A 25,791-nucleotide genomic window follows, 5' to 3' on the forward strand; every position below is an offset into this window, starting at 1 on the left:
CCATTCCCTTCTCTTTCCTATCTTTCAGTAGCTCTATCTTTATTTATATGAGCTATGGCTTATATTTGGACGATTTTCATTTATGATATTTCAAATGAAATTTGTTTATTGATTGGAATGTTATTTTTAATTTTATTTTCGCCAGTGGTACATAGCTGGTACTTTATTCCCTTTGTAGGGGTCTCACTCTACTTTGGCTATCATGTTACTTTTAGTATCTTATTGAGTTTCTTCGCTTTGTTGTCTTATTTATTGTATGCATTTACAAATCCAGCCTTTGCCATCGGACTAGGCTTGATTGAATTATTTATGATTGGAGTCTACGTTTGGAAAAAAAAGCCCTTATCATTTTTGCAAAAAACCCCATTCTCGGAAGAGTCAAAACACGCATAGCATCGGACCTGGGGGATGCGAAGGCTTTAGAAATTTATTCTCAACTCTTAAAGAGCGTACATCTTTATTCTGAAATGGTTCCTTTTTTGAAACTTGTTTATTGGGATGGAGGTATCCCAGCAAAACACCCATTTATTGGAAATGCGTATAAACACAAATTGCAGTTAGAAGGAGATTTGGGCGAAAAGATGTCCTCGGCTTTTGAGGAGGAACTGAAATCATATAGCTCGCTTTGTATCATTGGTACGGACTGCTTAGAACTTACAACTGAGATCATAAAAAATGCTTTTGAAGTTTTAGAGAGCCAAGAGGCAGTGATCGGACCTGCGGTCGATGGAGGGTATTATCTGCTTGGTATGAATCAAAATTTTCCTTTTTTATTTCAAGAAATGAAGTGGAGTAGTAGTTCTGTTTTTAATGATACTATCCGGAAATTTGAGGATCATCATCTTAAATATAAAATTCTGCCTTTGTTAAACGATGTTGATACCTTCGAAGATTACCAGCTTATGCTATTAAAAGGTTATATTAGTTAATCAATTGATACTCGACTCTTCTTTGGATCTCTTGGTCCTTGGTAGTTAAACCATGATTTAACGGTCGGAAATTTCCATAAAATAGACGATGGATTTGAGTTTCGCTGACACCATGAATGGTAAGAAATCTTTCCACTTCCTTTGATCTCCTTTCGCTCAGTTCAATTTCTTCCTTTTCCGTACCGCCATCCCAGGAATGAGCTCTGATATAAATCTGAGAGTTCGGATTTTTTACCAGATGTTCTGCAATGAGTTGTAAGTTTTGTAAATCGGAGTTACTGATCTTATCTGTCTTTTTACCAAAGTAAAAAACTCCAGTTAGCGGAATCTCCTTCGCACTCGTTTTACGAGTCACATCCTCTTCCACCTCTTGTGCTGAGAGCTGGGCAGGAAGATAACTAACGGCGTAAACTAATCCAATGCTGAACAGAATCGAAAATGATACGAAAAATATCGGGCTTCTCACTCTTCTATTTTCGGATATTACCATTGCACAAGTAATGGATCGCAAAAAAAATGTCTTCTAAATATGTCTCTTAGAGAGGAGCCCATTATGAATCTGCAAACTTTAGCGAAGCTACTTGGTGGTGAGTGGAAGGGAAACGGTGAAATGGAGATCCAAAGCATTAAAGATTTAGAACACCATTCGGAAGTCGATCCAAACGCACTCTATTACATTGCCTCAAAAAAGTACATTGCTAAACATCAGAAGTATAAGGATGTTAAAATTGCTCTAACCATTGATAGTCTTTCAGATCTTTTCCCGAATGCGATTATCGTTCCCGAAATCTCCTCTAAAGTGAAATTCATTTTGGCCGTGCAACAATTTGAACGGAAACCTAGTTTTATCCCTGGGATATCGGAAAGAGCTAGTATTCATCCAAGTGCTAACATCGGTAAAGATGTAACGATTATGGAAAATGTTGTCATTCAGGCTCATGCTGTGGTTGGGGACCGCTGCATCCTGTATCCGAATGTCGTGATCGAATCAGGTGTTGAGATAGGGGAGAATACAGAGCTAAGATCGGGTGTCGTTATTTACTATAATTGTAAGTTAGGCAAAAATAATCTGATACATTCAAACACAGTGATAGGCGCTGATGGTTTTGGGTTTTATGATTTTGATGGTATCCGTTATAAGGTTCCTCAGATTGGAAATGTAGTCATAGGAGACGATGTCGAAATGGGTGCTAATTGTACGGTTGATAGGGCAGCTCTAGAAGAAACAACAATAGGCAATTTTACAAAATTTGATGATCATGTTCATATTGGTCATAACTGTAGGGTGGGTAACTATGTATATATTGCTGGCGCGACTGTTCTTGCTGGTTCAGTTACGTTGGAAGATGGATGTATTCTCGCTGGTCAATCGGCTGTCGCAGAACATCTAACAATGAAAAAGGGGTCCATTCTGATGGGACTCTCTGGGCTGACAGAAGATTCAAAGGAAAAAACCGCATATTTTGGTATTCCAGCAAGACCAGCTTTGGAAATGCATCGCATACACTCTTCCTTAGGTGCATTGCCAGAAATTGTCAAGAGTTTTCAAAAGCAGAAGAAAGAGAATCAGTAACGAGATTCGATATTTTGTTTCACGCGTGCTAAATTTTCTTTCATTTGGCTAGCAAGATTGATTTTGACCAATCCTTCACTAAGACGCAGTAACCCCTTTAATTCCATTCGATCATAGATTTTTATTTCGGTTGATCCTCCCAAGTCTTCAAATTCATACCGATCCTCAAAGGACAAAAGCGTATGATCGCAGCGAGCAACAAAATAATGGTTCGGCTGGCATTCAGTAACTCGATAAATTTCTGTTAGTTTGAATAAAGTGAGATCAATTTCAATAGTGTATGATGGAAGTTCTTCTTCACGGGTAGAATTTTTTGCAGCGGATTTTATGCTCGTGTTGTATTCGGCTTGGTTCTCAAGAGAATAAAGATACTTAAATACTTTCTCGATCGGTTTTGCAATGATTGCCTCAGCTCGCGTTTCGATCATATTTACTTCTTAGTCTCATCAATCCAAATTTTCCAAATTTCAGGAACGTATCCAACGGTTGCTCTTTTTCCATCTCTCACAATCGGTGTTTTGAAGAGTAGGGGATTGGCCAGAAGCGTTTCCTCTTTATCATATACCATGTACTTTAGATTTTTATCAACATATACCTTAGATTCGGTATCAATGAGTGTATCAAGAGTGATGGCGCCACCTAGTATGGCACGTAGTTCCCCTTTGCTCATCTCCTTTTCCGCAAGATTGATAAATTGGAAAGAGATGCGTCGTTCTTGGAAGTAAAGTTGGGCTTTCTTGCTATCTTTACACTTTTTCGTGCCAAAGATTTGAAGGTTCATCCGAATATTGATTTTTTAAAATCTTCTAACAGAGGTTCGGAGCCGCTCAACATCAACTCAATTTGGTCTTTGTCAAGATCGTACATGACATGGGCTTTCAAATAATCAGTGAACTCATCACTTGTAAGTTTTTTCGCGTCAAAACTTTCTTTAAGAAAATTATACCAAGCGGCAAGTATCACCTTTTGGTGTGCTAGCTCTTTGATCCCGATCGTAATGATTTTAGGAGGTTTCATAGGAATCTTTCTCCAGAATCATAGTGCAATATGGCCATTGTCAATCTAAAAACCTGTGCATGACTGAAAAATAGAGATTCCATGAACCCGCGTTCATATCGAGCTGTCTTAAAAATTGAGAAGTACTGACATTGACATCGAAAACTCGAGAATCATCGAAAACACCTACTTTTCCGTTTGTGCTTAAGTAGACACTAGAGGTTTCCCCATTATAATTACCTGAAAAATTTGAGATCGCAATGTGATGGTAGCCAAGTCCTATTTGAAAATAGTTGTTATCGCCTAATCTACGATTAATGGAAGATTCTGCTCTATAGACGAGTCCATTTCCTCTCAAGTTCCCTCTTTGCTGAAAAAAAGAAAGGCTGTCTGTTCCTCCGACACTAAACCCTCGGATCTGCCAATCTGCAGATGTAAATCCCATGCCAAGTCCATTTTCCCATTCCCAATTTCTTGACAATTCAGTAACAAAATGATAAGTTCCGATGAGATGATAAGAAAAAATATCCGACTGTAATTTTGTAAGATACGAGTCACTGCTAATTTCTGTTAGCGCTAGCTTGGATAGGTCCTGCCTACCAATAGCGATACCAATTTTTGAATTTGGATCAAGCAGCACTCTCACCAAACCTTCATAAGTCGCAGTTTGGTCTCCACCGCTGAGAGTGACATCTGACAATACGGCTGGACTGAAGCTGGAAGAAAAATTACTTAAGTTGGAATCGAACCTTCCGGGAACACGGTATCCCAAGCCAGAACGAAGTCCGATTTCCCAAGGCGTTGCCTGCAAAGCAGATGTGATCCCACTCGTAGCAAGAAAAACTGGCAGGAAATAGAGAACAATACGTCTTGACATAACTATTTCATCCAATTTCGTAAGGAACAGCTCCTATGGAAACATTCTTTCAAAGCGAATCAAAGTTCTCCCTTCTACTCGGCTCGGACGTAATCAGCCCGTATTTTTATCTTGTTCTGATTGCGGGACTTTATCTGACATTTCGCATGGGTTTCCCTCAGCTCAGGTATCTATTTTTGTCCCTGAAGATTCTGACGGGAAATATGGACTTTAAGGGCTCGAAAGGTCAATTAGTGCATTCACAAGCATTTTTTGCGGGCATTGGATCTAGTTTGCTCACAGGCTCTATCATCGGAACCGCACTGGCGGTCGCCTACGGAGGCATTGGTGTTATCTTCTGGATCTGGGTGATCACGTTTTTTATTATGCCGCTCCGGCTCGTATCCTCTACGCTTGCCATTAAATTTCGTAACCAATTGCCAAGTGGAAGATACCTTGCTGGTCCTATGTATTTCATCGAGAAATCACTCCGTGCAAAGTGGCTTGCGGTAGCTTTCTCGTTTGCGGCAATTTTAACCGTTTTAAGTTTTGGTGGAGTTTTTCCTTTTCTGAGTTTGACTTTCGTCGCCAAAGAAGGGTTAAACTTTTCCGGGATGTCGGGTCCGATTTCCATTTCGGTCATTTTACTTTTCATCGTAGTTGGTGGGATTCGTCGCGTTGGCAAGACGGCGACAGTGCTTGCACCACTTGGAATCTTACTCTTCATCTTTGCTTACTTCACATTATTCGGCTCTGGTCTCACTCCCTTTTTCCCTTACTTAAAAGAGATCTTTGTCCAGGCATTTTCTTTACAAGCCATCGAAGGAGGGGGAATTTTTGGTATCCTTCGCACCATTTCGGTTTCCTCGGGTGTATTTTTCTTATCTACTGAGACAGGCCTTGGAAAATCTGCTGGGGTAGCTGGTGTGGTTCGGACAGACTATGCCGCCAAGCAAGGGTTAGTGAGCATGCTTGCTACTTTTTTTGAGGGTTTTATCATGGCGACCCTTATTGGTTTCGTTTTGTATTCGTATGGTGCGGTGAATGTAGAAAGTGTGCTCGCATTCCCTGAGCGAATCTTGGAAAATAAAGACAGCATCCCGAGCATCATGCTCTTCCTTGCGATTCTTTCCTTTGGTATTTTAAGTCTCGCGGGGTGGTTTTATACAGGTGAGCAAAGTGCGTTTTACATCTTTGGCGAAAAGTTTGCGAATTTTTTCCGTATCCTATTTATAGGAACCATTTTGGCATCTGCTTATCTTTACGTACAAAATGGAGAAACCGTTTTTTTATTTGCGATCAAGTTCGGGTATATGATGGCTCTGATCACCTCCATACCTCTGTTAGTATCTTTGATTTTGTTAGGAAAATCCGCCAATTTAGAACTAAAAAAATACATCTCTGAATCGGGTGCTAGATATGAAATCATAAAGGATATCTATCTGCTAGTGTTGACGCTTCTTCCTAAGAATCTGATCTCAAAACTTTTTGGCTATTTCTCAACACTGAAACTTCCTCGTTTTATGATGATCATCATTCTGAAAGCCTTTGCTAAGGCCTATAAGATCAATCTAGATGAAGCCGAACTCGAAATCAAAGAGTATGCATCCTTGAATCAATTTTTCACCCGTGCCCTAAGAGCAGAGGCGCGCATCATAGATTCAGCAGAAAATGCCGTTGTTTCACCCACGGATTCCAAAATCACAAGCTTTGGAAGCATAACGGAGTCCACCATCATCCAAGCCAAAGGGATTGACTACTCGGTAAAGGAGCTACTCGGATCGGAAAAATACTATAAGTCTTTTACTAACGGAAAGTACATTACTTTCTATTTATCTCCTCAGGACTATCATAGAATCCATTCTCCCTTCTTTGGTCAAATATTAGGATATTATTATGAGCCAGGAAAGTTATTTCCAGTGAACGATTTGGCAGTTCTAAATATCCGAGGTCTTTTTCCTAAAAATGAAAGGCTCATTACTTTTTTACAGACGGAATACGGCAAGATTGCTGTCATCAAGGTAGGCGCCTCAAACGTGGGTAAAATTCGAGTGACTTATGATAATAAAATTGTCACTAATAATTGGATTCGATTCTCTAAAGAACATATATACAAAGATGTTTCCATTATGATAGACAAAGGCTCTGAACTTGGACGATTTGAAATGGGTTCCACCGTGATTCTTGTTTTTGAAAACGATACGATTGATTTGGCACCAAACATTGTACTCGGTGAAAAGATTCAGTATGGAACCACGGTGGGTCAGTTTAAGAAAAAGCTGATCAAGTTACCAATAAAGCCATAATATGTCCATGTCTCAACTGGCAACAATGGCCAAAGAAATTAGTTTTGACGACGAGTCTCTCTTCATCCAATGGAAGGATGGAGTGAGCTCCAAATATGACCTGTTAGATTTGCGAAAAAAATGTCCCTGTGCTACCTGCAGAGGTGGCCACGGTGGAAAAGTGGGTGCCGCAACAGGCCAAATCCAGACCATCAAACTGATTTCTTGGACCAAAGTGGGTAGGTATGCCATTTCCATCGTCTGGAGTGACTACCATAATACGGGAATTTACTCTTACGACAATCTGCGGGCCTATTCTGACGGGAAAGAGTCAGCTTTTGACTGAAATGGGTGACTTTTTGTCAAACTAGAAAAAAACTAGGTGACAAAAAAAATCACATTATGTCACATTACTCTAAGTTTTCTCGGAGAAATAGGGTATGGGTGAAGGTTCGCTCTCACAAGACGAAATAGACGCACTTTTACAAGGTGCAGATGATACATTTGATCTATCTTCCCTAAGCCAGGGCTCGTCCGCAGGTGGCGACTCCTTGTCTCCTATTGATAGAGATATCATTTCCGATATGGTTGGATCAGCATTTCAAATTGCTGGCAATACGCTTGGTACCATCTTAGCAAAAAATACCCGCTTCATGAATCCTGCGACTGAGTCGAGTTCGGCGGCAGACATCCAAAAAGAATTTGGATCAAAAACAGTTTGTTTATATTCTAATCTGAGTGGAACGCTTGCAGGTAGAGTCAGTTTGATTATGGCTCAAGAGAATGCGGCAAAAATTGCAGGCGTGATGATGGGTGGGATGACTCCGCCTGGTCAATTAGACAATGCACAATTACAAACCTTAAAAGATAGTCTCTCGCCTATCATCGGTACGGTGACAGCACAGATTGGTTTCAAACTCAATGGTTCTATGTCCGGAACTCCGGCGGACATTGCACTCGTCGATTCTCCAAGAGACCTGCAACTTCCCGATGATAATAACCTAGTGAAGACGACATTAAGTCTTAATATTGATAGTGTAGGATCGTTTAAAGTATACTATATATTGAGTCTAGGTATGGCGCAGAGTATTTTGGACATCCAAAAGGGTGGTGGTCCCAAAGCGGTTCCTGGTGGTGGTGGCATGAATGTCGCTGTTCCTGGTGGCGGTGGAATGGGTATGGGTATGGCGCAGAGTTCCGTCGGAATCAAGGGAGTTAATTTCCCTTCGCTTGCGACTGCTGGTGCAGGACCTGGTCAAACCAATTTAAATCTTCTTATGGACGTTCAAATGGCACTCACTGTGGAGCTTGGGCGTACGAAAATGTATATTAAAGACATCCTAGGACTCGGTGAAGGATCCATCATCGAATTGGATAAGTTAGCTGGTGAGCCTGTCGACTTACTTGTGAATGGAAAGCTAATTGCGAAGGGTGAGGTTGTGGTCATCGATGAAAACTTCGGTGTTCGTGTAACGGATATAGTAAGCCCGACAGATAGACTCAAAGGCGAAAAATGATCAGAAATCAAAAGAAAGGCAGAATAAGAGTAGGGGTACTTATGTACACTACATGCTATCTTTTGTCGTCCTCTTTCCTTTCCACTAATCTTCTCGCCCAATCGGGTACCAACCAAAAAGAATTAGACCAGATTTTACGAAACGAACTCGGGATTACTGAAAATAAACCGAAAGTAGACACGCCAACTAATGAAGAGAAAAAATCGCTCCCGACCGAAACGAATCCCATTCAGGAGCGTTATGCGGAAACCGAAGATTCCCCTTCAGCTACTTGGATTTTACTAAAAATACTTTTTGTCTTATCGATACTTGTCGCCGCTGGCTATTTTCTCGTTCAAAAAATGCAGATCTCGAAAGCTTCTCGTTACCCGGTGAAAGGTTTCATGAAGGTACTTTCTACGTTATCTTTATCTCCCAGCCAGTCCCTTCAAATTGTTGAAGTTGGCAATCGTTTATTGGTATTAGGTGTTGCGGAGGGGGCGGTAAACTTAGTTACAGAAATAAACTCTCCAGAAGAAAAATCGGAAATCAATAAAATGAAAACTGAGGCAGATCCCTATGTGCCTAACTTTCTAGAGACGATGCTCGCTAGCCTTCAGTCGAAGGCCCAAACCAAAAAAATCCGCATTAACAAAAATTTGATGGAAGCTTCTGATATTGAGACCAATGCAGATGTCCAAAGAAGAGCCCGTGAAAGTTTAGAACGCTTGAGAAAGCATAGAGAACTTCTAGAAGGCGGTTCCTCATGAAACTAGCGCTAAGTGCTGACCAGCGAAAAATCATTTTTTATTTCCTCGTCATTTTTTTTAGTTTATCGACGGTTAGTTTTGTTCCTACCGAACTTATGGCCCAAGCAACGGGCAGTAAAGGAACGAAAATACCTATACCTAATTTATCCTTCAATGTAAACGAGGCAAAAGGTCCGAAAGAAACGAGTCTTTCATTGATGATCTTATTTTTAGTGACCATTCTCTCTCTGGCCCCTGCCATTGTTATGAGTGTGACATCATTTACAAAAGTCGTCATTGTATTTGACTTCGTAAGACGTGCTCTTTCTTTACAGAATCTACCACCTAATCAGGTAATGATGGGATTGGCGCTATTCGTGACATTTTTTATCATGGCGCCTACAATCGGTAAGATCAATGACCAAGCGCTGCAGCCATATCTTAATGGTAAGATAGACCAATCAGAGTTTATGGAAACGGGAATTAAACCGCTACGTGAATTTATGATACGCCAATTAGGGAAAGACGGTGCTAAGGATGTCGCACTTTTTTTAAGGATCGGGAAAGTGCAGAATGTGAAATCATTTGATGATGTGCCCTCTTATGTGCTTGTTCCAGCTTTCATGCTTTCTGAAATTAAGAAGGCCTTTATTATAGGCATTTATATATTTATACCATTTATCGTCATCGATCTAATTGTTGCTTCGGCCTTACTTGCCATGGGTTTTATGATGTTACCTCCGGTAATGATCTCACTTCCATTAAAACTGATTCTATTTATTCTGATTGATGGGTGGAATTTACTCGTTCTTGAGTTAGTAAGGAGTTACAAATGACGGAAGTAGATGTAGTCAATTTGATCCGTGAAGCATTTATTGTGACACTCAAAATCTCGAGCCCGATTCTGATTACTGCACTTGTTGTAGGTCTCATCGTGGGTATTTTGCAAACAACTACGTCAATCCAAGAACCGACAATTGCTTTTGTTCCGAAACTAGTATCAATTTTTGCAGTCATTGTTTTCTTTTCGGCTTGGATGGTACGAGTGATGACTGACTACACAAGAGAAATTTTTTTTATGATAGAAAAGATATGATATGGAAGTATTTCTCGACCACTTCCAATCTTTCCTATTCGTTTTAGCTAGACTACTTGGCTTATTTTTAGTCGCGCCCTTTTTCTCTTCTGATTCCATTTCATTTACGTTAAAGATGATTTTTTCCTTCATGATTTCGCTCATTGTTTACCCGATTGTCGCGCGTTATATGCCGCAAATCCCCGGGCATATGGTTAATTATGGAATCATAGTTATTTCTGAACTATTGATAGGAGTCATCATTGGCTTTATCGTTTCGATTGTGTTTGCCTCCTTCCAGATGGCCGGTGAATTTTTTAACAACCAAATCGGTTTTGGTTATACGGAAATCTTAGATCCAATCACTCAAAATTCACTTCCTGCAATTGGAACGATTAAGAATTTAATGGCCACCGCCATATTTTTAGTAATTGGTGCCCATCGGTTTTTAATCGAGACGATTTCTTATTCTTTTGAGAAGATACAAATTCTAAGTTTTACAGCCCAAGTTAATAAAGGTCTACTTCATATTTTGCAAGAGTCCATAGGGGCCATGTTTGTTGTCGCATTTAAGATCGCATTGCCAGTCATGGGGATATTATTTCTTGTTAGTTTGGCAGAGGGGCTTATGGGAAAAGCTGCTCAGCAAATGAACGTTATGTCATTGTCTTTCCCATTAAAAGTGTTTATTGGAACGTTGACATTGATTGCCACACTTACATTCATAAGCTCTCAAATGGTGCAGGGAATTCAGATCTCATTGGATAAGGCTACCTTAATCGTAAGAGAGTGGCCTAAACAATGACAGCTGAAGAGATTTATAAGAATCCTTATTTTTCCATTCAGCTTCAACTTTTTGCTGCAGAAGATGAAGGCAGAACAGAACCACCCAGTGAGAGAAGAAGAAGAGAAGAAAGAGAGAAGGGGAATGTACCTAAGTCTCCAGAAGTAGCCTCTGTTTTGGTTTTGCTTGGTGGTACTGCCACCTTATATATATTTGGTGAAAAATTCATTAAAAATACTGCTGTTTTTATCAAGAAATATTTAGCAATGGGCGTCACGAGAGATCAGTTCGGTGCAGAGGAATTCCGAGTGATGATGGCGATGGTTGCCACCGATTTTTTTAATCTTCTCTGGCCAATTCTTGCGATCACAATTGTATTTGCAATCATCGGAAATGTAATCCAGGTCGGGTTTATGTTCACTCCACAGGCGTTAGCATTCCGTTTTGATCGGATTACGCCTAACTTCAAACGTGTTTTGCCGAATCGACAAACCATGTTTAATCTGGTAAAGTCCTTGGCTAAGGTGATCCTGATAGGGTTTATCAGTTATATTTTGATTTCAGGAGATTTTTTAAAGATTTTACTGACTGGAAATATGGGTGTGATGGAATCTATCTCTCTCATTTCCTATTCGGGTTTTAAGATCATGATGACCGTAGGTATTTTGTTACTTGCGATTGCAATGGCCGACTTCTTTTTCCAAAAATTTGAATTTGAAGAATCTTTAAAACAAACTCCTAGTGAAGCAAAGCGCGAAATGAAGGATGATGGTGGTGACCCCGTTTTAAAAAATCGTCGGATGCAGCTTGCGCGGGAAATGATGCAAGGCAATATGTTGCGCGAAGTTCCGAAAGCTGATGTCGTGATTACAAATCCAACTCACTATTCTGTCGCCCTTGCCTATGAGATGGGCAGAGATATTGCCCCGAGAGTGATCGCAAAAGGGGAAAACCGACTAGCACTGGAGATACGAAGGATAGCACGTGAAAACGATGTGCCGATTGTAGAAAGCCCCCAACATGCTAGATTATTGTATAAAGAAGTGGAAGTGGGACAAGAGATCCCAGGTGAGTTCTTTGATGCAGTTTCAAAGATTCTGATGACACTTGAAAAGTTCAAACGTAAGATGAGCAGGTAGAAATGAATATCAGAGATTTATTAAAACAATCGGATCTAATTCTTGGAGTAGGCGTACTTGTGATACTAGGGATGTTGATTGTCCCGTTACCTGGTTTCATATTGGATGTTCTTCTTGTTTTTAGTCTTGGACTCGGTCTATTGATTCTACTTACCGCTTTATCGGTTACTGAACCTAGTGAGTTTTCAATTTTTCCGAGCTTGCTTCTCATTACCACCTTGTTTCGATTGGCATTGAACGTTTCAACAACTAGGTCGATCTTATCTAAAGGTCCAGCTATGAACTCAAGCGTCATTGAAGCCTTTGGAACCTTCGTTGTGGGTGGAGAAGCGGGTCTTGGCAAGTATGTCGTAGGACTTATCATCTTTATCATCTTAACGATTGTGCAGGTGATGGTCATCACTCGTGGTGCGACTCGGATCTCCGAAGTTGCTGCCAGATTTACGTTGGATGGTTTGCCACAGAAACAAATGTCCATTGATATGGAACTCAATAGTGGTGCCATTACCGAACAAGAAGCCAAAATCAAACGAGACAAGCTCCAGCGCGAAGTGAACTTTTACGGGGCTATGGATGGAGCTTCAAAATTCGTTCAAGGTGACGTTCGAGCGGGTCTAATCATTACCGCCATCAATTTGATAGGTGGGGTTATCATAGGTTCTACGATTCGTGGAGAATCCTTTCTGATTGCCATTGAAACCTATGGAAAGTTTACCATAGGTGATGGTCTGGTATCGCAAATTCCTGGTCTACTTTCAACGACTGCAACTGGTATCATTGTGACCCGTTCGAGTTCAGAAAAAAAACTAACAAGTGAAATCAAAGACCAACTGTTTGGAAATGCTCGAACACTCTATGTGGTTTCGGGTGCACTCGCCCTTGCGAGCTTGATTCCTGGCCTTCCCTTTTTCTCGCTAATGTTTCTCTCTGCAGGTATCGGATACTTAGGCTATTCGATCGAACGTGTTGCTAAAGAAGAGATCAAAAAAATAGAAACGGTTTCCCAGGAAAAAGTATCTGAACGAAAACCAGAAAACTATATCAAAGAGATCACAGTCGAAGCGATACAAGTAGAACTTGGCAGGGACCTACTACCACTTGTGGATGCATCTTCTGGAGGACATTTGCTCGAGCAAATTGCAAATACGCGTAAAAAATTTGCAACTGACTTTGGATTGGTCATCCCGGCAATCCGGATTGTAGACAATTTAGAGATTTCTCATGATAATTATGCGATAAAGATCAATGGTGTGGTTGTTGGTCAATCCGTAGTAAAAGCAGACCGACTCATGGCGATGAATACCTCTCAAAGAGAACTTGAGGCGATTGCAGGTGAAAATTTTACGGAACCTGCTTTTGGCATGAAAGCAATTTGGATAGACCCAAATACTAGACCCGATGTCGAAAACAAAGGTTACACGGTTGTTGATCCGTCCACAGTCATTATCACTCATTTGAAAGAACTGATTTCTACCTTCGCATCTCAACTTTTAGGTCGCGAGGAAGTAAAAGCACTTCTTGAGCATCTCCGCCAAACGCATCCAACACTTGTACAAGAGTTAGATTATGACAAAGGCGGACGACTTGGGGTGATCCAGCAAACACTTCAAAATCTCCTTTCGGAAGGCTTATCTATCAAAAACCTTCCCAAAATTATGGAAGCGATTGCAAATAATTTACCGAAGTCCAATGAACCATATTTTCTCTCGGAAGCAGTGCGACAGTCTATCTCTCGTCAGATCGTAAATGATTTTCTATCAGCCGATGGAAAACTTCATGTGGTAACCATTGATCCAAGAATTATGGATCGTATGAACCGAAGTTTGGTGCGTGATGAAGTTGATGGAAATAATATCATCATCCTTCCAAACGAGATACGAATTCGAGTCATGGAATCTGTCTTTGCAGAACTTCAAAAAGCTGCCGAAGACGGAAGATTCTTAATTTTTGTTATCTCTCGTATCCTTCGCCAACCTTTTGCTTTCTTCTTGGCGAAAGAGTTGCCTCCAAGAAACTTTGCAGTAATTGCGTCGGAAGAAATCCAGCGTGGAGTTCCGACAGAAATATCCTCCGTTCTCACGCTTGTAACAAAGGAGGAACAACCTCAGGAAGCCTAACATAAATGGAAAATACCGTGATTCCCGCCTACCGAATGTCTATCGCACCCATGATGGACTGGACCGATAGGCATTACCGGTATTTTATGAGGTTACTTACGAAAAGAACTCTTCTTTATACGGAGATGGTAACAACTGGAGCCATTTTACGCAATGATCGCAGAGAGCAGTTTCTTAGTTATTCTCCTGAAGAACTTCCTCTCGCCTTACAGTTAGGTGGTGATGATCCAGTTGCATTAGCGGAATGTGCTCAAATCGGAGAAGATTATGGGTATTCTGAAATCAATCTCAATGTAGGTTGTCCTTCTGACCGTGTGCAAAGCGGCTCTTTTGGAGCTTGTCTTATGCGAGAACCAAATCGCGTCGCCGAAATGGTTTCATCCTGTAAAAAAGCAACTTCTCTTCCTGTTACCGTCAAACACCGAATCGGCATCGATGGCAAAGATTCTTTAGACGACCTTTTACATTTCGTTCATACAATCAAGGATGCAGGAGTCGACCGAATCATCATCCATGCAAGGATTGCCATTCTGGAAGGGCTCTCTCCGGCTGAAAATAGGAAAGTTCCACCCCTCCGTTATGCGGATGTCTATGAGGTCAAAAAACAATTTCCGGAATTACCTATCATCATCAATGGCGGCATCCTAGATTTTCAAAGCGCACATAAACACATGTTATCTGTTGATGCGGTAATGATCGGACGGGCGGCCTATGATAATCCATATCTTTTTGCATCGGCCGATTCCGAGTTTTATTCAGAAAAGGATCCCGGTTTATCGAGAGAAGATGTTTTAATGGAGCTTGCCAACTACATTGCACGAATGGATACACTGGGTACAAAAGTTCATCATGTTATGAGGCATGTTTTGGGATTATATCATGGTAGGCATGGAGCACGTGCGTTTCGTAGATTTTTTTCAGAGAAGATGCATGGATCGAATGTTGATAGTAATTTGATCCAAAACTTTCTGAAACTGAAAGTTGTGTAAAATGTACCTAAAGTTTCGATTTGAATCTAGGATTTTACGTTGACCAAAGTTTCCTTCGATTTAAATTTTTTACTTATGACATCTCAAACAAAAATGCATCTCTCCACTCGAATCGTTCAAGTATCTTTATTCATTGCAGCAGCTATCGCATTGTTTGGTGGTACTTTGCAAATGTATTTAGGAGAACCAGAAACTACGCCTCGGCTCGACAATGTGCATAGGTTTATGGCTGGCATTTATTTCTCAATGGGGATTATATGTTTTTGGTCCGCGCTCACGATTCGTAAACAAGACACACTTGTTTATCTCATTGCTTTTGGAATAGGATTTGCTGCTCTCGGAAGACTCATTTCGATAAGCATTGTTGGATTGCCTGAACCATCTGCTGTTTGGATTGGTTATCTTGTTCCCGAGATATTGTTGCCAATGATCTTAATCATTGCAAATCGTATCAGCCTGAGAAATTCCTCCCGCTAATTTTATAAGATTTTGTAGGCCCAATATTTCGATTTGACAACCCTCATTGTCAGAAGTAAACTATAGCCATGTCAGATTCGCTACTCACAAAAGAATCTCCGAAATACAAAGGCTGGAAGGTAACAAGGGAAGAATACCTGAGTCTGCCCGATGACGGATTCGTCTACGACATGATCGACGGAGTGTTAGTATTGAGTCCTAGTGGATTTTTTGATCATGGTAGTTTGGCTAGTCGATTTGGTTACTTTCTTCAATCCTTTTTGGAAAGGATTCCAGTTGGGCAAATGACAACGGAGACAGATATGTTTCTTCCTGACGGTGGAGACGTTCTCCGTCCTGATATCAGTTTTATATTAAAAGAAAATCTCTCGATCGTGAAAGGACACATTCACGGAGTTCCTGATCTAGTCTGTGAAGTGTTAAGCGATTTCACTCGCGATCGAGATCTGGGAGTTAAGGCATATCGTTATCTGTTAAATGGCGTAAGGGAATATTGGATCGTTGATCCAAAAGCGAAAGTGATATTTCTTTGGATCAACCGAGACAAAAGAGAGTGGGAAAAAAGATCAGCTACAGTTTTGGAGAGCGAACTTGTGAAAGGATTTTCTGTGAAGAGGGAGGAGATGTTTTCGTAGAAATCCATGTTCTACTTGGTAAGGTCATAGATATTTCACAAAATGTAAAATGCTCTCCTGTAATCCGATCCGTTCATTGGAAAAACACCGAATAAGCTATTGGAGCTGGAAACTATAATAGAAATTTTGAAACAATATTAGGTTATGTTAATTTAAAATTCCAAAGCCAAACAGATCTATTGAACCTTTTATAATTAAAATTTTTCGGTCGCAAGTTAAAAGAAGAGGGATGTTTTTTATGAATTTCATTGAGCAAGTATTAAAAGAAATTTTAGAAGGAGAACAAAATCGATATGGTGAAGTGGAATATAAATTTTCAGATACAGAGAGGACCTTCCGTATCCAGCAAGTTGTGTTCTATCTTAAAACCAATCCAAAACTATCCTTAGAAGAAGAGAAATTACTTTCATCTTGCATATTTTGGGGATTGTATGACACACCAAACATGGTGGAACAGTTTACAGTCTCCTTTTTGCCCTTCCTTTTTCTGCCTGCGGTTCGAAATGGATTTTCCAGAAGATTTGATACAGACTTAAGTTTCGATGCTCGCATCAGCCATACGTACGCTACATTAAAAGACATTCAGGCATTTGGACTAGACTCTCAAACTTGGATCAGTCTCGCGCTAGAAAATTTAGCAAAATGGCCTGAGGGCGAAAAGGAGGAGGAAGATTACAAAAAATTGCTGCAAACTTTGCTATTAACGAACTAGATTTTGCAGGTAAATGTGTAAGGTAAAATTATTTCCACATTCTAATTTTCGATTTCTCAAGTTAGACGCACTAAATTCCGAAACATCCATTCTAGGAAATGTCAAGCACAATAATTTACAGGATTTGCCAAAAGTTAGCATACGCTAGGTGGCATCTGGCTCCATTCTCCTTGGAAACGCTCGAATCAGACCGATTTAGAGCGAGATTTGAGTCTAAAATCTATTAAAATCATTTCGCTTGACAGGCAACATTCGCTTCTCAGCCTGGCTACTTGAGAGGGAATTATTATGGCCAAACCACTCACAGTACAAAGCGATAAAACAATGCTCCTTGAGGTTGATAACCCTGAGTTCGAAGCATGTCGAGATTTAATTGCAAAGTTTGCAGAACTCGAAAAAAGTCCAGAATATATGCATACTTACCGCATTTCACCATTATCACTTTGGAATGCGGCTTCTATCAAAATGACAGCCGAGGAGATCATCGATGGATTGATTTCGTTTGCAAGGTATTCTGTACCTAAAAACGTGATCAATGAAATCAAAGAACAAATATCTCGTTACGGAAAAGTGAAGCTAGTAAAAGAAGAAACTGGTGAGCTTTACATCATTTCCAACGAAATGGGTTTTATCACAGAAATCGCGAACAACCGCGCTGTGCAGCCGTTTGTTGACGGTATGGAAGGAGATAAGATTCGCATTAAAAAAGAATATCGTGGTCACATTAAACAGGCTCTGATCAAGATAGGTTTTCCTGTGGAAGATTTGGCAGGATATGACGAAGGAAATAAATATCCGTTCAATTTACGTCCTACGACAAAAGGTGGTACGAAGTTCGGTATGCGGGACTACCAAAGAGCTTCTGTGGAAGCCTTTCACGCGGGTGGTCGCAATGAAGGTGGCTCCGGCGTTGTCGTGCTACCATGTGGTGCTGGGAAAACGATCGTCGGTATGGGCGTCATGCAAATCGTGGGAGCGGAAACTCTCATCCTTGTAACAAACACGCTTTCGATACGCCAGTGGCGAAATGAGATCGTCGATAAAACTGACATCCCAGAATCAGATATCGGAGAATATTCAGGTGAGATGAAAGAAATCAAACCCATCACCATTGCCACTTATAATATCCTTACGCATCGGAAAAAGAAGGGTGGAGATTTCACTCACTTTCATATCTTTGGAGCCAATAATTGGGGACTTATTGTTTATGATGAGGTGCATTTATTGCCCGCTCCTGTTTTCAGAATGACTTCTGAGTTACAAGCAAAACGAAGGTTAGGTTTGACAGCGACTCTCGTCAGAGAAGATGGACTTGAGGAAGATGTATTCTCCCTGATTGGTCCTAAAAAATATGATGTACCTTGGAAAGAATTGGAAGCCAAAGCATGGATTGCGGAAGCAAATTGTATTGAAGTTCGAGTTCCTATGGAGGAAGACCTTCGTATGCGTTATTCTGTTGCCGATGATAGAGAAAAATTTCGTCTGGCTTCAGAAAATCCAGAGAAGTTAAAAGCGATCGATTTTATCTTAAAGAAACATGCGACAAATAATATTCTGGTGATTGGACAGTACATCAATCAATTGGAAGAAATTTCACAAACATTTAAGATACCGCTAATCACAGGTAAGACGCCGCTTCCGGAGAGACAGGAACTTTACCAGGCTTTCCGAACGGGTCAAATCAAACAGCTAGTTGTATCTAAAGTTGCCAACTTTTCAATTGACCTACCAGACGCGAACATCGCCATTCAGGTATCAGGTACTTTCGGAAGTAGACAAGAGGAAGCACAGCGTTTGGGTCGGATCTTACGTCCCAAAGTAAATGATAATACGGCCATATTCTATTCTTTAATTTCGAGAGATACGAATGAAGAAAGGTTCGGCCAAAATCGCCAATTGTTCTTAACAGAGCAAGGCTATGAGTATGAAATTTACACACTTGATCAGTTTAAAGAAACCGTGCCAGCTGGGGCACAACCATAATTAGAGGAACAAATGAAACTCGTTGCAAAACGTTTGGATGTCGTTGAACCATCGCCTACATTGGCGATCACTGCTAAAGCAAATCAGCTGAAAGCAAGCGGCTTAGATGTCGTTGGATTCGGAGCAGGGGAACCTGATTTTGACACGCCTAATCACATCAAAGAGGCGGCTAAACAGGCTATGGATCAGGGCAAAACGAAATACACTCCTGTGAGTGGAACGGTAAACTTGCGTGATGCGATCATCCAAAAGTTCAAGAATGACAATGGTTTGGTGTATGAAAGAAACCAAATCATTGTAGGAACGGGTGGGAAACAGGTACTTTATAATTTTTTTATGGCTACGTTAAATCCTGGAGATGAAGTCATCATTCCTGCCCCTTATTGGGTGAGTTATGCAGATATCGTTCGTTTGGCGGAAGGCATTCCAGTTATCGTACCGACAGATATTGCAAGTGGTTTTAAAATCACCGCAGAACAATTGGAAAAGGCTATCACTCCAAAAACAAAGGTTTTTATTTTCAATTCTCCCTCCAATCCTACGGGAGCCGCCTACACTCGCAAAGATGTGGAAAAACTGGTTTCTGTTTTGGAACCAAAAGATATCATCACGCTTTCGGATGATATCTATGAGAAAATCATCTATGATGGACTCGAGTTTGTGAATCCAGCCATGATTTCAGGCAAAATGAAAGAAAAAACATTTGTCGTCAATGGGGTCTCCAAAGCTTATTCCATGACGGGCTGGCGTATTGGCTATGCGGCAGGCAATGCGGAAATCATAAAGAATATGGATACGATGCAAGGCCAATCAACTTCGAATGCCTCCTCAATTTCGCAGGCGGCTGCGGAAGCGGCGCTACTAGGTGATCAAAAGCCAGTCGAAGAGATGCGTTTGGCTTTTGATAAACGAAGAAAGTTGATTGTGTCCTTGTTAAACGAAATCCCTGGTGTCGAATGTCGGATGCCAGAAGGTGCTTTTTATGCGTTTCCTTACATCACAGGTGTGTATGACTTTGATGGTTTCAAAAAGTTGGTGCTTGAAAAAAAAGAGAAATCCCTTTCCAAACTTTTCTGTGACGTGCTACTCGATAAGTACAACGTTGCCGCTGTTCCCGGTGTTGCTTTCGGTGACGATAAGGCTATACGACTTTCTTATGCTTTAGGTGAGAAGGACATTGAAAAAGGCATTTCTCGCATCAAACAAATGATCTCTGATCTCAAAGGATAAGTATGAACAGAAGTGGTAGTATCAAAATCTTTTGGTCACTATCACTTTTTTTTCTAGGTTTTTCTATTTTGCTTGGGGAACCAAAATCTCTACAGAAAAAGATAAAACAAATACCATCGGACCAATTGAGATACAAAGACGAAGTTTCCGAAATCATTGTAAATCATTTTCAGGTAAAACTATATCTTTTCCCTGATCGTAAAAGCGATGTTTTGCGAGTACTTAAATTTGGTGAGAGAGTTGTTTACGATAAATCAACTTTAGAACTTCCAAATGACAAATGGATCCCGATCAGAACCGTGACAGACGGACTCATTGGGCACGTAGTTCGAGAGGCCGTCCTTTCCGTAGCAAAAAATCGATACTTAACGCAGCTGATTTTTGAAACGGATAAATTATTAAAATTAAATTCGCTATCGCTTGTCGAAAGAATGGAGATCACTGACTCACTTTTCGCGGTTTCTACCGCAGGCGAATATACGGGTGATGACTTTACCTTAAGTCGTACAAAAGCGGGATTTGGGTTGAAACGGACACTTGATTTGATCAATGAGAAAAAAATTAAGTCTGATAGCTCGCCAGATTTGCTTGAGTTTTTGAAACGCCACCAATCCAAATTACTATATGATTATTCAGATGGGATTTATTATGTGGACCCAAATTATTTCTGGAAATTAATTGAAACCAATCCAAATACGAAACATTCGGATTACGCAGGTTATTTGGCGGCAGAAGTAGTCCCGATGCCAAACTGTAATCGAGAGCTCAGCTGTGAGCTAGAGACTCTACGGAAATCGAAAATGCGATATGTATATCAGTTTCCTACAGGTAATTATGTATCCGTTTATATTAAATCTATCATAAAATCCTTGAAAGAAATAACGAAGGATCCAGATGCCATAGCATGTTTTCAACCACTTCCACAATCGATTCGCTCCGAAATCAATACGATGGAAAAATATGTACAAGAATATAGTGCTCGGCATAGAAAAGAAATTTTGCCTTATATTAGAATTCTCAAAGAAGAGTGTTTAAAATAAGAGAGCCCATATTTTGAAATTAAATTTCAAATTTTATCCTAAAGAGGAACTTACCCCATCGGTAAAATCGCAAAACTTAATCATCTTGCACGGGTTATTTGGATCTTCTAAAAACTGGGTTTCCGTATCAAAATTTCTTTCAAAATATTATAACGTGTATTCTCTTGATTTAAGAAATCATGGCGATTCTCCTCATAGCGAAGTCCATTCGATAGAATCAATGTCTACAGATTTAGAGGAGTTTATACAGGACCACTCACTGAAAGATGTTTCTTTACTGGGTCATTCTATGGGTGGCCTTGTAGCTATGTATTTTGACCTGACGCATCCAGGTTTGCTTACATCCCTGATCATTCAAGACATTTCTCCTAGAGATTATCCTTTCATTTATGAAAAAGAAGTCGAGTCAATGTCTCAAGATATTTCAGAATCTAAGTCTAGATCAGAGATAGATTCACAGATGGCGACATATGTGCCTGATACTTTCATCCGCCAGTTTTTACAAATGAATTTAGAAAGAAGTCCGGAAGGAAAATATTACTGGAAATTGAATGTAAGAGGAATTTCAAAAGCAAGAAAACTATTCTCAGAAATATTTTATGGGCTACCTAAATCAGATACGATATCCTTATTCGTTTTAGGCGGAGCCTCGGAATACATTCGCCCCGAAGACCACAAAACGATAGAGAACTTTTATAAGAAATCGCTTCTTAAAACAATAGAAGGTGGGGGACACTACATACATTTTACGCATGCGCTTGAGTTTACAAAAATCTTAGAAGATTTCGTAAACTCAATCAGGAATTAAAGGTCATGGTTCCATGATTCACTAACGGAATTATTCGGCAAGTAGCGACCTAAGCATCCATGCTGTTTTTTCATGTATATCTAATCTTTGAGTTAATAGGTCTAGTGTAGCTTGGTCATTTCCTTTTTCTGCTGGGGCATAGGCAAGCCTTGCCGTGCGAATGACTGCTTCGTTTCCTTCCACTAAATTCCGAATCATCATTTCTGCTTTTGGAACATCTTTATCTTCAGAAATGCTAGAATACTTAGCAAACTCCCAACCACCAACGGGTGCATAATATCCTAGGGAGCGAATGCGTTCCGCAATCGGATCTATTGCGTTCCATAGCTCCGTATATTGAGTCATAAATAACAGGTGTAAGGTTTGAAACATCGGACCTGTCACGTTCCAGTGGTAACTGTGAGTTTTTTGATAAAGGGTATATGTATCTGCCAGTAATTTTCTCAATGCTTCCGAAATAGCGCTTCTTTCCGCCTCGGGAATTCCAATATTGATTTGCATTTTTTATCTCCTATAAAAACACTTTTTACAATACCAAATCGGAACGGCGATTGAATATAAAAATTTCCAATTATTTTACAGAACTCCTCTCTGCTAGCGCAGCTATGCTTGTTGCTTTACCCTCTGCCATCGCTTTCGGTATCAGTGTGTATACCCCTCTGGGAGAGTCTTACGCTGGCATGGCGGCACTTTCTGGTGTGATCGGCACTATCGTCATCGGGCTCATCACCCCACTCGTTGGGGGTACGGCACGGTTGGTTTCCGCACCTGCGGCTCCTGCAGCAGCCGTACTTTCGGTTTTCGTTTTGGAGCAAGTACGAATCGGTGAATTTGGATACGCACAAATCCCGATCCTTGTCACCATTGCCATTTTATTTGCGGGTATTTTCCAAATCCTTCTCGGAATCATTGGAGGAGGACGACTTATTAAATTCATACCATATCCCGTCGTAACCGGATACTTGGGTGGACTCGGCATCCTTATCATCATGGCACAGCTACCGAGAATATTTGCCATGAGTTCTGAAGGATCCTTGCTTGGAAATATAGAAACTCTCACCTCTGATCCGATTCCACCTATCATTGGATTTGCGACGATTGGAACGATGATTCTCATTCCTAAAATGACTTCAAAAATCCCCCCAACAATTGCCTCTCTTCTTATGGGTTTTGCTTCATACTGGTTACTAAGTATTTATTTCCCAGAATTGAAATCAATCCATAATAATCGTTATGTGGTTGGGCCAATCATTCCAGAAGGGGAGAGTCTTTTCTCTCATTTCGGAAAAAATATTACAAATTTAGGAATCATTACCTTTTCGAATTTGAAGATGATCTTCGTGCCAGCATTTACTCTGGGATTTTTGCTTTCCATTGATACCCTAAAGACTTGCCTCGTTATAGATGTTTATTCCGCGAAGCGTCATGATTCCAATCGAGAATTAATAGGGCAGGGTGTGGGAAATTTCGCAAGTTCCTTGTTTGGTGGGATAGCGGGATCCGGAACTCTTGGTCCAACGCTCGTAAATCTAGCTAGTGGGGCAAAAACAAAGTTTTCCGGATTCCTTGTTGGAGTATTTGCTCTTGTATCATTATTTTTTTTCGCTAATGTATTGCAATGGATACCAGTTGCCGCTCTAGCGGGCGTTCTCATCGTTGTTGGCTCTCGTATGATAGATTGGAGAAGTTTTGGTTTACTTAAAAATCCATCGACTGTCTTTGATTTTAGTGTGATTTTATGTGTAGTGGTAGCGGCTGTGAGTACCAGTCTGATCCTTGCAGCAGGAGTCGGCATACTCCTGGCAATTCTGTTATTCGTGAGAGATCAAATTCGTTCTTCGGTTGTTAGACGGACTTTCTTAGGACATCAGAAATTTTCGAAAAAAAGGAGACTTCCTTCAGAATTAGATGCCTTGGAAAAAAAATCTGACAGAAATATCATATTTGAACTCCAAGGACAATTGTTTTTTGGAACGACCGACCAACTGTTCAATACGTTGGAACCATATCTTGCCTCAGCAAAAAATATAATACTTGATTTCAGAAGAGTCGTCAATATTGACTTTACGGCTGTTAATCTTTTGAAACAGATTCACTCGAGATTAATGGCTGCAAACGGAACGCTCATCCTTGCGAACATCCCCTTGCTACTTTCAACGGGTCATGATATGAAAGAATATTTAAGAACGCTTGGTCTCTCTGATTCTTCCGAGAATATTAAATTTTTCGATGAGCTTGATGATGCACTCGAATACATTGAAGATGAAATCATCCATGAAGCCAACTTAGATGTTACCAAAAATGTTCCCTTCCTGCATTTGAATCAGTTTGAATTTTTTAAACCATTTAAGCTGGAAGATGTTGCTCAATTTGAAAAATGCATTCGTGAAATCGAATGTCCGTCAGGCGAAAATGTTTTTAATATGGGCGATGTCTCAGATGAAATGTATTTTATCCGAAAGGGCACGATACGCATTCAACTCCCTATCGAGGGAAAACGTTCGCATCATTTGGCAACATTTGGAAAAGGAGATTTTTTTGGCGATATGGCATTTTTAGACAAAGAAACAAGATCTGCTGACGCCGTTGCCATTGAAACAAGCTCTTTATATGGTATTTCGAGAATCAAATTCGATGAGTATGTCGCTACTCATCCGATTTTTGGAAATTTATTTTTTGAATCTCTTGCTTATACTTTATCAAAACGATTAAGACTCAATCATGTGGAACTTTCCGCTTTGCAAGAAAGTTAAAAAGTAAATACCTGGATCTCAAAATATAGGTTAGTTGATGCCAGAGCGGATTTCACTCACCAATTTTTCAGCAACATAGTCATATTCGGATGTTTCCAGCAGAATGTCTGACCGACTCCAAATAAGTCCCAGACCCAATATATATTTGGTGAGTTTCATTGCGGACCAATTAGTCCCTGGCTTCTTTCTCGCATTTACAACAACCTGGCCAGATTCGATTTTGACGATTTTTAAAGATACGGTATCGATTAGATTTGGATAGGGCATCCCCTTTGGATCAAAGGTTCGCAGAGCCGAGCCTCTACCGAAAACAAGAGCGTCCACCCCTAAGATCTTTCCAATTCTGACAGCAGTCTGGGTGTCTATGATTCCTGTCTTCGTAAACGACTGCTCATTTACAACCTTAGAGAGTTGTTCTCGTTCTATCACTGCCATTGGAAGATTTTTTGCCAATTGCAAGGAAACAGCATCCGTAAATTCCCCATCCCATTTCGCATCGTCAATTTCGAAGGTAAGGACGGCGATTTTCTGTATTGTAAGGTCCCTTTTGTTCTGGTCAGGATATTGAATCGCAGACTCCATCGTCGTACAATTCGTTAGAATCAACATAAAAAGTAAAAAGGAGGCGAGTAAAGAAGATTTCATGTACAATAACTACGAAGGACATATTGAATTGGCAATTGTTTTTTAATCAGAAATGCAGAAACTGCTAATCTCTTGCTAAATGGATTCCGGTAGTTTCTTCCTATGTCTTCCGTTCTTAGTCACCACAGATTGACTCAATGTTATGTGAAAAATAATTTTCTTTTGATTTCCCCTTTGTTTCATATTCTAAGTGGTTTGGTTTAATAATTAATATAACATAATGTACTTATATATAGTCCCTCTTGCCTGTAGTCAGATAGCAAGCTAGAATAGGTGAGGACTATTACTAATTTCGTCAGGTTGCGCCTTCATTGTTGTGAGAAAGCTGGCTCATGCGTTTAAATATTAGAATATAATAAAAAAATAATGAGACATAATATTATTATGCACCACTTCTGTAAAGTGAATTTTTTTATTAGTTTTCCCTTGACTCTATTCATTCTGAAAATACTTTGGTTTTTACCACACCACCTTCGCGGTGAGTGCTTGGGAGCTTGGCGAGAGATCGTGAAGCGAATTT

28 protein-coding genes are annotated in these 25,791 nt (G+C 40.3%); 21 read left to right on the plus strand and 7 right to left on the minus strand.

The annotated features are described in order from the left end of the window. Positions 1-54: 54 nt before the first annotated feature. Together EHQ58_RS01770 and EHQ58_RS01775 are read left to right on the plus strand one after the other, a co-directional pair. Complete coding sequence (locus EHQ58_RS01770) at positions 55-393, plus strand: hypothetical protein (RefSeq protein WP_135621626.1); 339 nt, start codon at positions 55-57, stop codon at positions 391-393. After that, entirely contained in the window at positions 327-929 is a 603-nt protein-coding gene (locus EHQ58_RS01775; protein ID WP_167883503.1) for a TIGR04282 family arsenosugar biosynthesis glycosyltransferase, read from the plus strand. Before EHQ58_RS01770 ends, EHQ58_RS01775 begins: the two co-directional genes overlap by 67 nt. Here EHQ58_RS01775 and EHQ58_RS01780 read toward each other — a convergent pair. After that, positions 922-1,395 (minus strand): OmpA family protein, encoded by a 474-nt coding sequence (locus EHQ58_RS01780; RefSeq protein WP_167883504.1) that lies wholly within the window; start codon positions 1,393-1,395, stop codon positions 922-924. The genes EHQ58_RS01775 and EHQ58_RS01780 overlap by 8 nt on opposite strands. An 87-nt stretch (positions 1,396-1,482) precedes the next feature. Here EHQ58_RS01780 and lpxD point away from each other — a divergent pair, with 87 nt between their 5' ends. Then, positions 1,483-2,502: a UDP-3-O-(3-hydroxymyristoyl)glucosamine N-acyltransferase gene (lpxD, locus tag EHQ58_RS01785; RefSeq protein WP_135621629.1), complete on the plus strand. Its 1,020-nt coding sequence runs from the start codon at positions 1,483-1,485 to the stop codon at positions 2,500-2,502. Here lpxD and EHQ58_RS01790 read toward each other — a convergent pair. The 4 genes from EHQ58_RS01790 to EHQ58_RS01805 are packed head-to-tail and all read right to left on the minus strand — an operon-like array spanning position 2,496 to position 4,375. After that, complete coding sequence (locus tag EHQ58_RS01790) at positions 2,496-2,930, minus strand: SRPBCC family protein (protein ID WP_135621630.1); 435 nt, start codon at positions 2,928-2,930, stop codon at positions 2,496-2,498. The two genes, lpxD and EHQ58_RS01790, sit on opposite strands and share 7 nt — an antisense overlap. 2 nt (positions 2,931-2,932) lie before the next feature. Further along, positions 2,933-3,283, minus strand: a complete 351-nt coding sequence (locus EHQ58_RS01795; RefSeq protein WP_135621631.1) for an arsenate reductase family protein — start codon at positions 3,281-3,283, stop codon at positions 2,933-2,935. Then, positions 3,280-3,519 (minus strand): hypothetical protein, encoded by a 240-nt coding sequence (locus tag EHQ58_RS01800; protein WP_135621632.1) that lies wholly within the window; start codon positions 3,517-3,519, stop codon positions 3,280-3,282. The genes EHQ58_RS01795 and EHQ58_RS01800 overlap by 4 nt, the downstream gene beginning before the upstream one ends. 40 nt (positions 3,520-3,559) lie before the next feature. Beyond that, complete coding sequence (locus EHQ58_RS01805) at positions 3,560-4,375, minus strand: LIC_11366 family protein (protein WP_135621633.1); 816 nt, start codon at positions 4,373-4,375, stop codon at positions 3,560-3,562. Positions 4,376-4,410: 35 nt separating this feature from the next. Here EHQ58_RS01805 and asd point away from each other — a divergent pair, with 35 nt between their 5' ends. The 17 genes from asd to EHQ58_RS01890 all read left to right on the plus strand — a co-directional run bounded on the left by asd (position 4,411) and on the right by EHQ58_RS01890 (position 21,873). Then, a complete protein-coding gene (gene asd, locus EHQ58_RS01810; RefSeq protein WP_135621634.1) occupies positions 4,411-6,660 on the plus strand; it encodes an archaetidylserine decarboxylase in 2,250 nt (749 codons plus the stop codon). 1 nt (position 6,661) lies between these two features. Next, complete coding sequence (locus tag EHQ58_RS01815) at positions 6,662-6,985, plus strand: DUF971 domain-containing protein (RefSeq protein ID WP_135621635.1); 324 nt, start codon at positions 6,662-6,664, stop codon at positions 6,983-6,985. A gap of 94 nt (positions 6,986-7,079) precedes the next feature. Next, positions 7,080-8,156 carry a flagellar motor switch protein FliN gene (gene fliN, locus EHQ58_RS01820; RefSeq protein WP_135621636.1) on the plus strand — a complete coding sequence of 359 codons (1,077 nt, stop codon included), beginning with the start codon at positions 7,080-7,082 and terminating at the stop codon, positions 8,154-8,156. 41 nt (positions 8,157-8,197) lie between these two features. Beyond that, positions 8,198-8,905, plus strand: coding sequence for a FliO/MopB family protein (locus EHQ58_RS01825; protein ID WP_135621637.1), 708 nt, complete (start codon positions 8,198-8,200; stop codon positions 8,903-8,905). A gap of 32 nt (positions 8,906-8,937) precedes the next feature. Continuing rightward, positions 8,938-9,720 (plus strand): flagellar type III secretion system pore protein FliP, encoded by a 783-nt coding sequence (gene fliP, locus EHQ58_RS01830; protein ID WP_425460465.1) that lies wholly within the window; start codon positions 8,938-8,940, stop codon positions 9,718-9,720. After that, a complete protein-coding gene (fliQ, locus tag EHQ58_RS01835) occupies positions 9,717-9,980 on the plus strand; it encodes a flagellar biosynthesis protein FliQ (protein ID WP_135621639.1) in 264 nt (87 codons plus the stop codon). The genes fliP and fliQ overlap by 4 nt, the downstream gene beginning before the upstream one ends. A 1-nt stretch (position 9,981) precedes the next feature. Continuing rightward, the gene (gene fliR / locus EHQ58_RS01840) at positions 9,982-10,764 is read left to right on the plus strand and encodes a flagellar biosynthetic protein FliR (protein ID WP_135621640.1); all 783 of its coding nucleotides are present in this window, start codon (positions 9,982-9,984) and stop codon (positions 10,762-10,764) included. Beyond that, positions 10,761-11,882 (plus strand): EscU/YscU/HrcU family type III secretion system export apparatus switch protein, encoded by a 1,122-nt coding sequence (locus EHQ58_RS01845; protein WP_135621641.1) that lies wholly within the window; start codon positions 10,761-10,763, stop codon positions 11,880-11,882. The genes fliR and EHQ58_RS01845 overlap by 4 nt, the downstream gene beginning before the upstream one ends. A gap of 2 nt (positions 11,883-11,884) precedes the next feature. After that, a complete protein-coding gene (locus EHQ58_RS01850; protein ID WP_135621642.1) occupies positions 11,885-13,999 on the plus strand; it encodes a flagellar biosynthesis protein FlhA in 2,115 nt (704 codons plus the stop codon). A 5-nt stretch (positions 14,000-14,004) separates the two neighbouring features. Beyond that, positions 14,005-14,988, plus strand: coding sequence for a tRNA dihydrouridine(20/20a) synthase DusA (dusA, locus tag EHQ58_RS01855; RefSeq protein ID WP_135621643.1), 984 nt, complete (start codon positions 14,005-14,007; stop codon positions 14,986-14,988). Between the two features lie 39 nt (positions 14,989-15,027). Continuing rightward, positions 15,028-15,465, plus strand: coding sequence for a DUF4345 domain-containing protein (locus EHQ58_RS01860; RefSeq protein WP_246047035.1), 438 nt, complete (start codon positions 15,028-15,030; stop codon positions 15,463-15,465). Positions 15,466-15,533: 68 nt separating this feature from the next. Next, positions 15,534-16,100: a Uma2 family endonuclease gene (locus tag EHQ58_RS01865; RefSeq protein ID WP_135621644.1), complete on the plus strand. Its 567-nt coding sequence runs from the start codon at positions 15,534-15,536 to the stop codon at positions 16,098-16,100. A gap of 238 nt (positions 16,101-16,338) precedes the next feature. After that, positions 16,339-16,812, plus strand: coding sequence for a hypothetical protein (locus EHQ58_RS01870; RefSeq protein WP_135621645.1), 474 nt, complete (start codon positions 16,339-16,341; stop codon positions 16,810-16,812). Positions 16,813-17,100: 288 nt separating this feature from the next. Next, positions 17,101-18,795 carry a DNA repair helicase XPB gene (locus EHQ58_RS01875; RefSeq protein ID WP_135621646.1) on the plus strand — a complete coding sequence of 565 codons (1,695 nt, stop codon included), beginning with the start codon at positions 17,101-17,103 and terminating at the stop codon, positions 18,793-18,795. Positions 18,796-18,807: 12 nt separating this feature from the next. Then, positions 18,808-20,025 (plus strand): pyridoxal phosphate-dependent aminotransferase, encoded by a 1,218-nt coding sequence (locus EHQ58_RS01880; protein ID WP_135621647.1) that lies wholly within the window; start codon positions 18,808-18,810, stop codon positions 20,023-20,025. Positions 20,026-20,027: 2 nt separating this feature from the next. Continuing rightward, positions 20,028-21,065: an SH3 domain-containing protein gene (locus EHQ58_RS01885; RefSeq protein WP_135621648.1), complete on the plus strand. Its 1,038-nt coding sequence runs from the start codon at positions 20,028-20,030 to the stop codon at positions 21,063-21,065. A 13-nt stretch (positions 21,066-21,078) separates the two neighbouring features. After that, positions 21,079-21,873 (plus strand): alpha/beta fold hydrolase, encoded by a 795-nt coding sequence (locus tag EHQ58_RS01890; protein WP_135621649.1) that lies wholly within the window; start codon positions 21,079-21,081, stop codon positions 21,871-21,873. A 30-nt stretch (positions 21,874-21,903) separates the two neighbouring features. Here EHQ58_RS01890 and EHQ58_RS01895 read toward each other — a convergent pair whose 3' ends face one another. Continuing rightward, on the minus strand, positions 21,904-22,374 hold the full coding sequence (locus tag EHQ58_RS01895) for a Dps family protein (RefSeq protein WP_135621650.1): 471 nt from the start codon (positions 22,372-22,374) through the stop codon (positions 21,904-21,906). 50 nt (positions 22,375-22,424) lie between these two features. Between EHQ58_RS01895 and EHQ58_RS01900 the strand changes: the two genes are divergently transcribed. Next, positions 22,425-24,626 carry a SulP family inorganic anion transporter gene (locus tag EHQ58_RS01900; protein WP_135621651.1) on the plus strand — a complete coding sequence of 734 codons (2,202 nt, stop codon included), beginning with the start codon at positions 22,425-22,427 and terminating at the stop codon, positions 24,624-24,626. A gap of 30 nt (positions 24,627-24,656) precedes the next feature. Here the strand turns inward: EHQ58_RS01900 and EHQ58_RS01905 are convergent, their stop codons facing one another. After that, entirely contained in the window at positions 24,657-25,271 is a 615-nt protein-coding gene (locus EHQ58_RS01905) for a CsgG/HfaB family protein (protein WP_246047037.1), read from the minus strand. Positions 25,272-25,791 lie beyond the last annotated feature (520 nt).

Source organism: Leptospira ognonensis, assembly GCF_004770745.1.
Lineage (GTDB): Bacteria > Spirochaetota > Leptospiria > Leptospirales > Leptospiraceae > Leptospira_A > Leptospira_A ognonensis.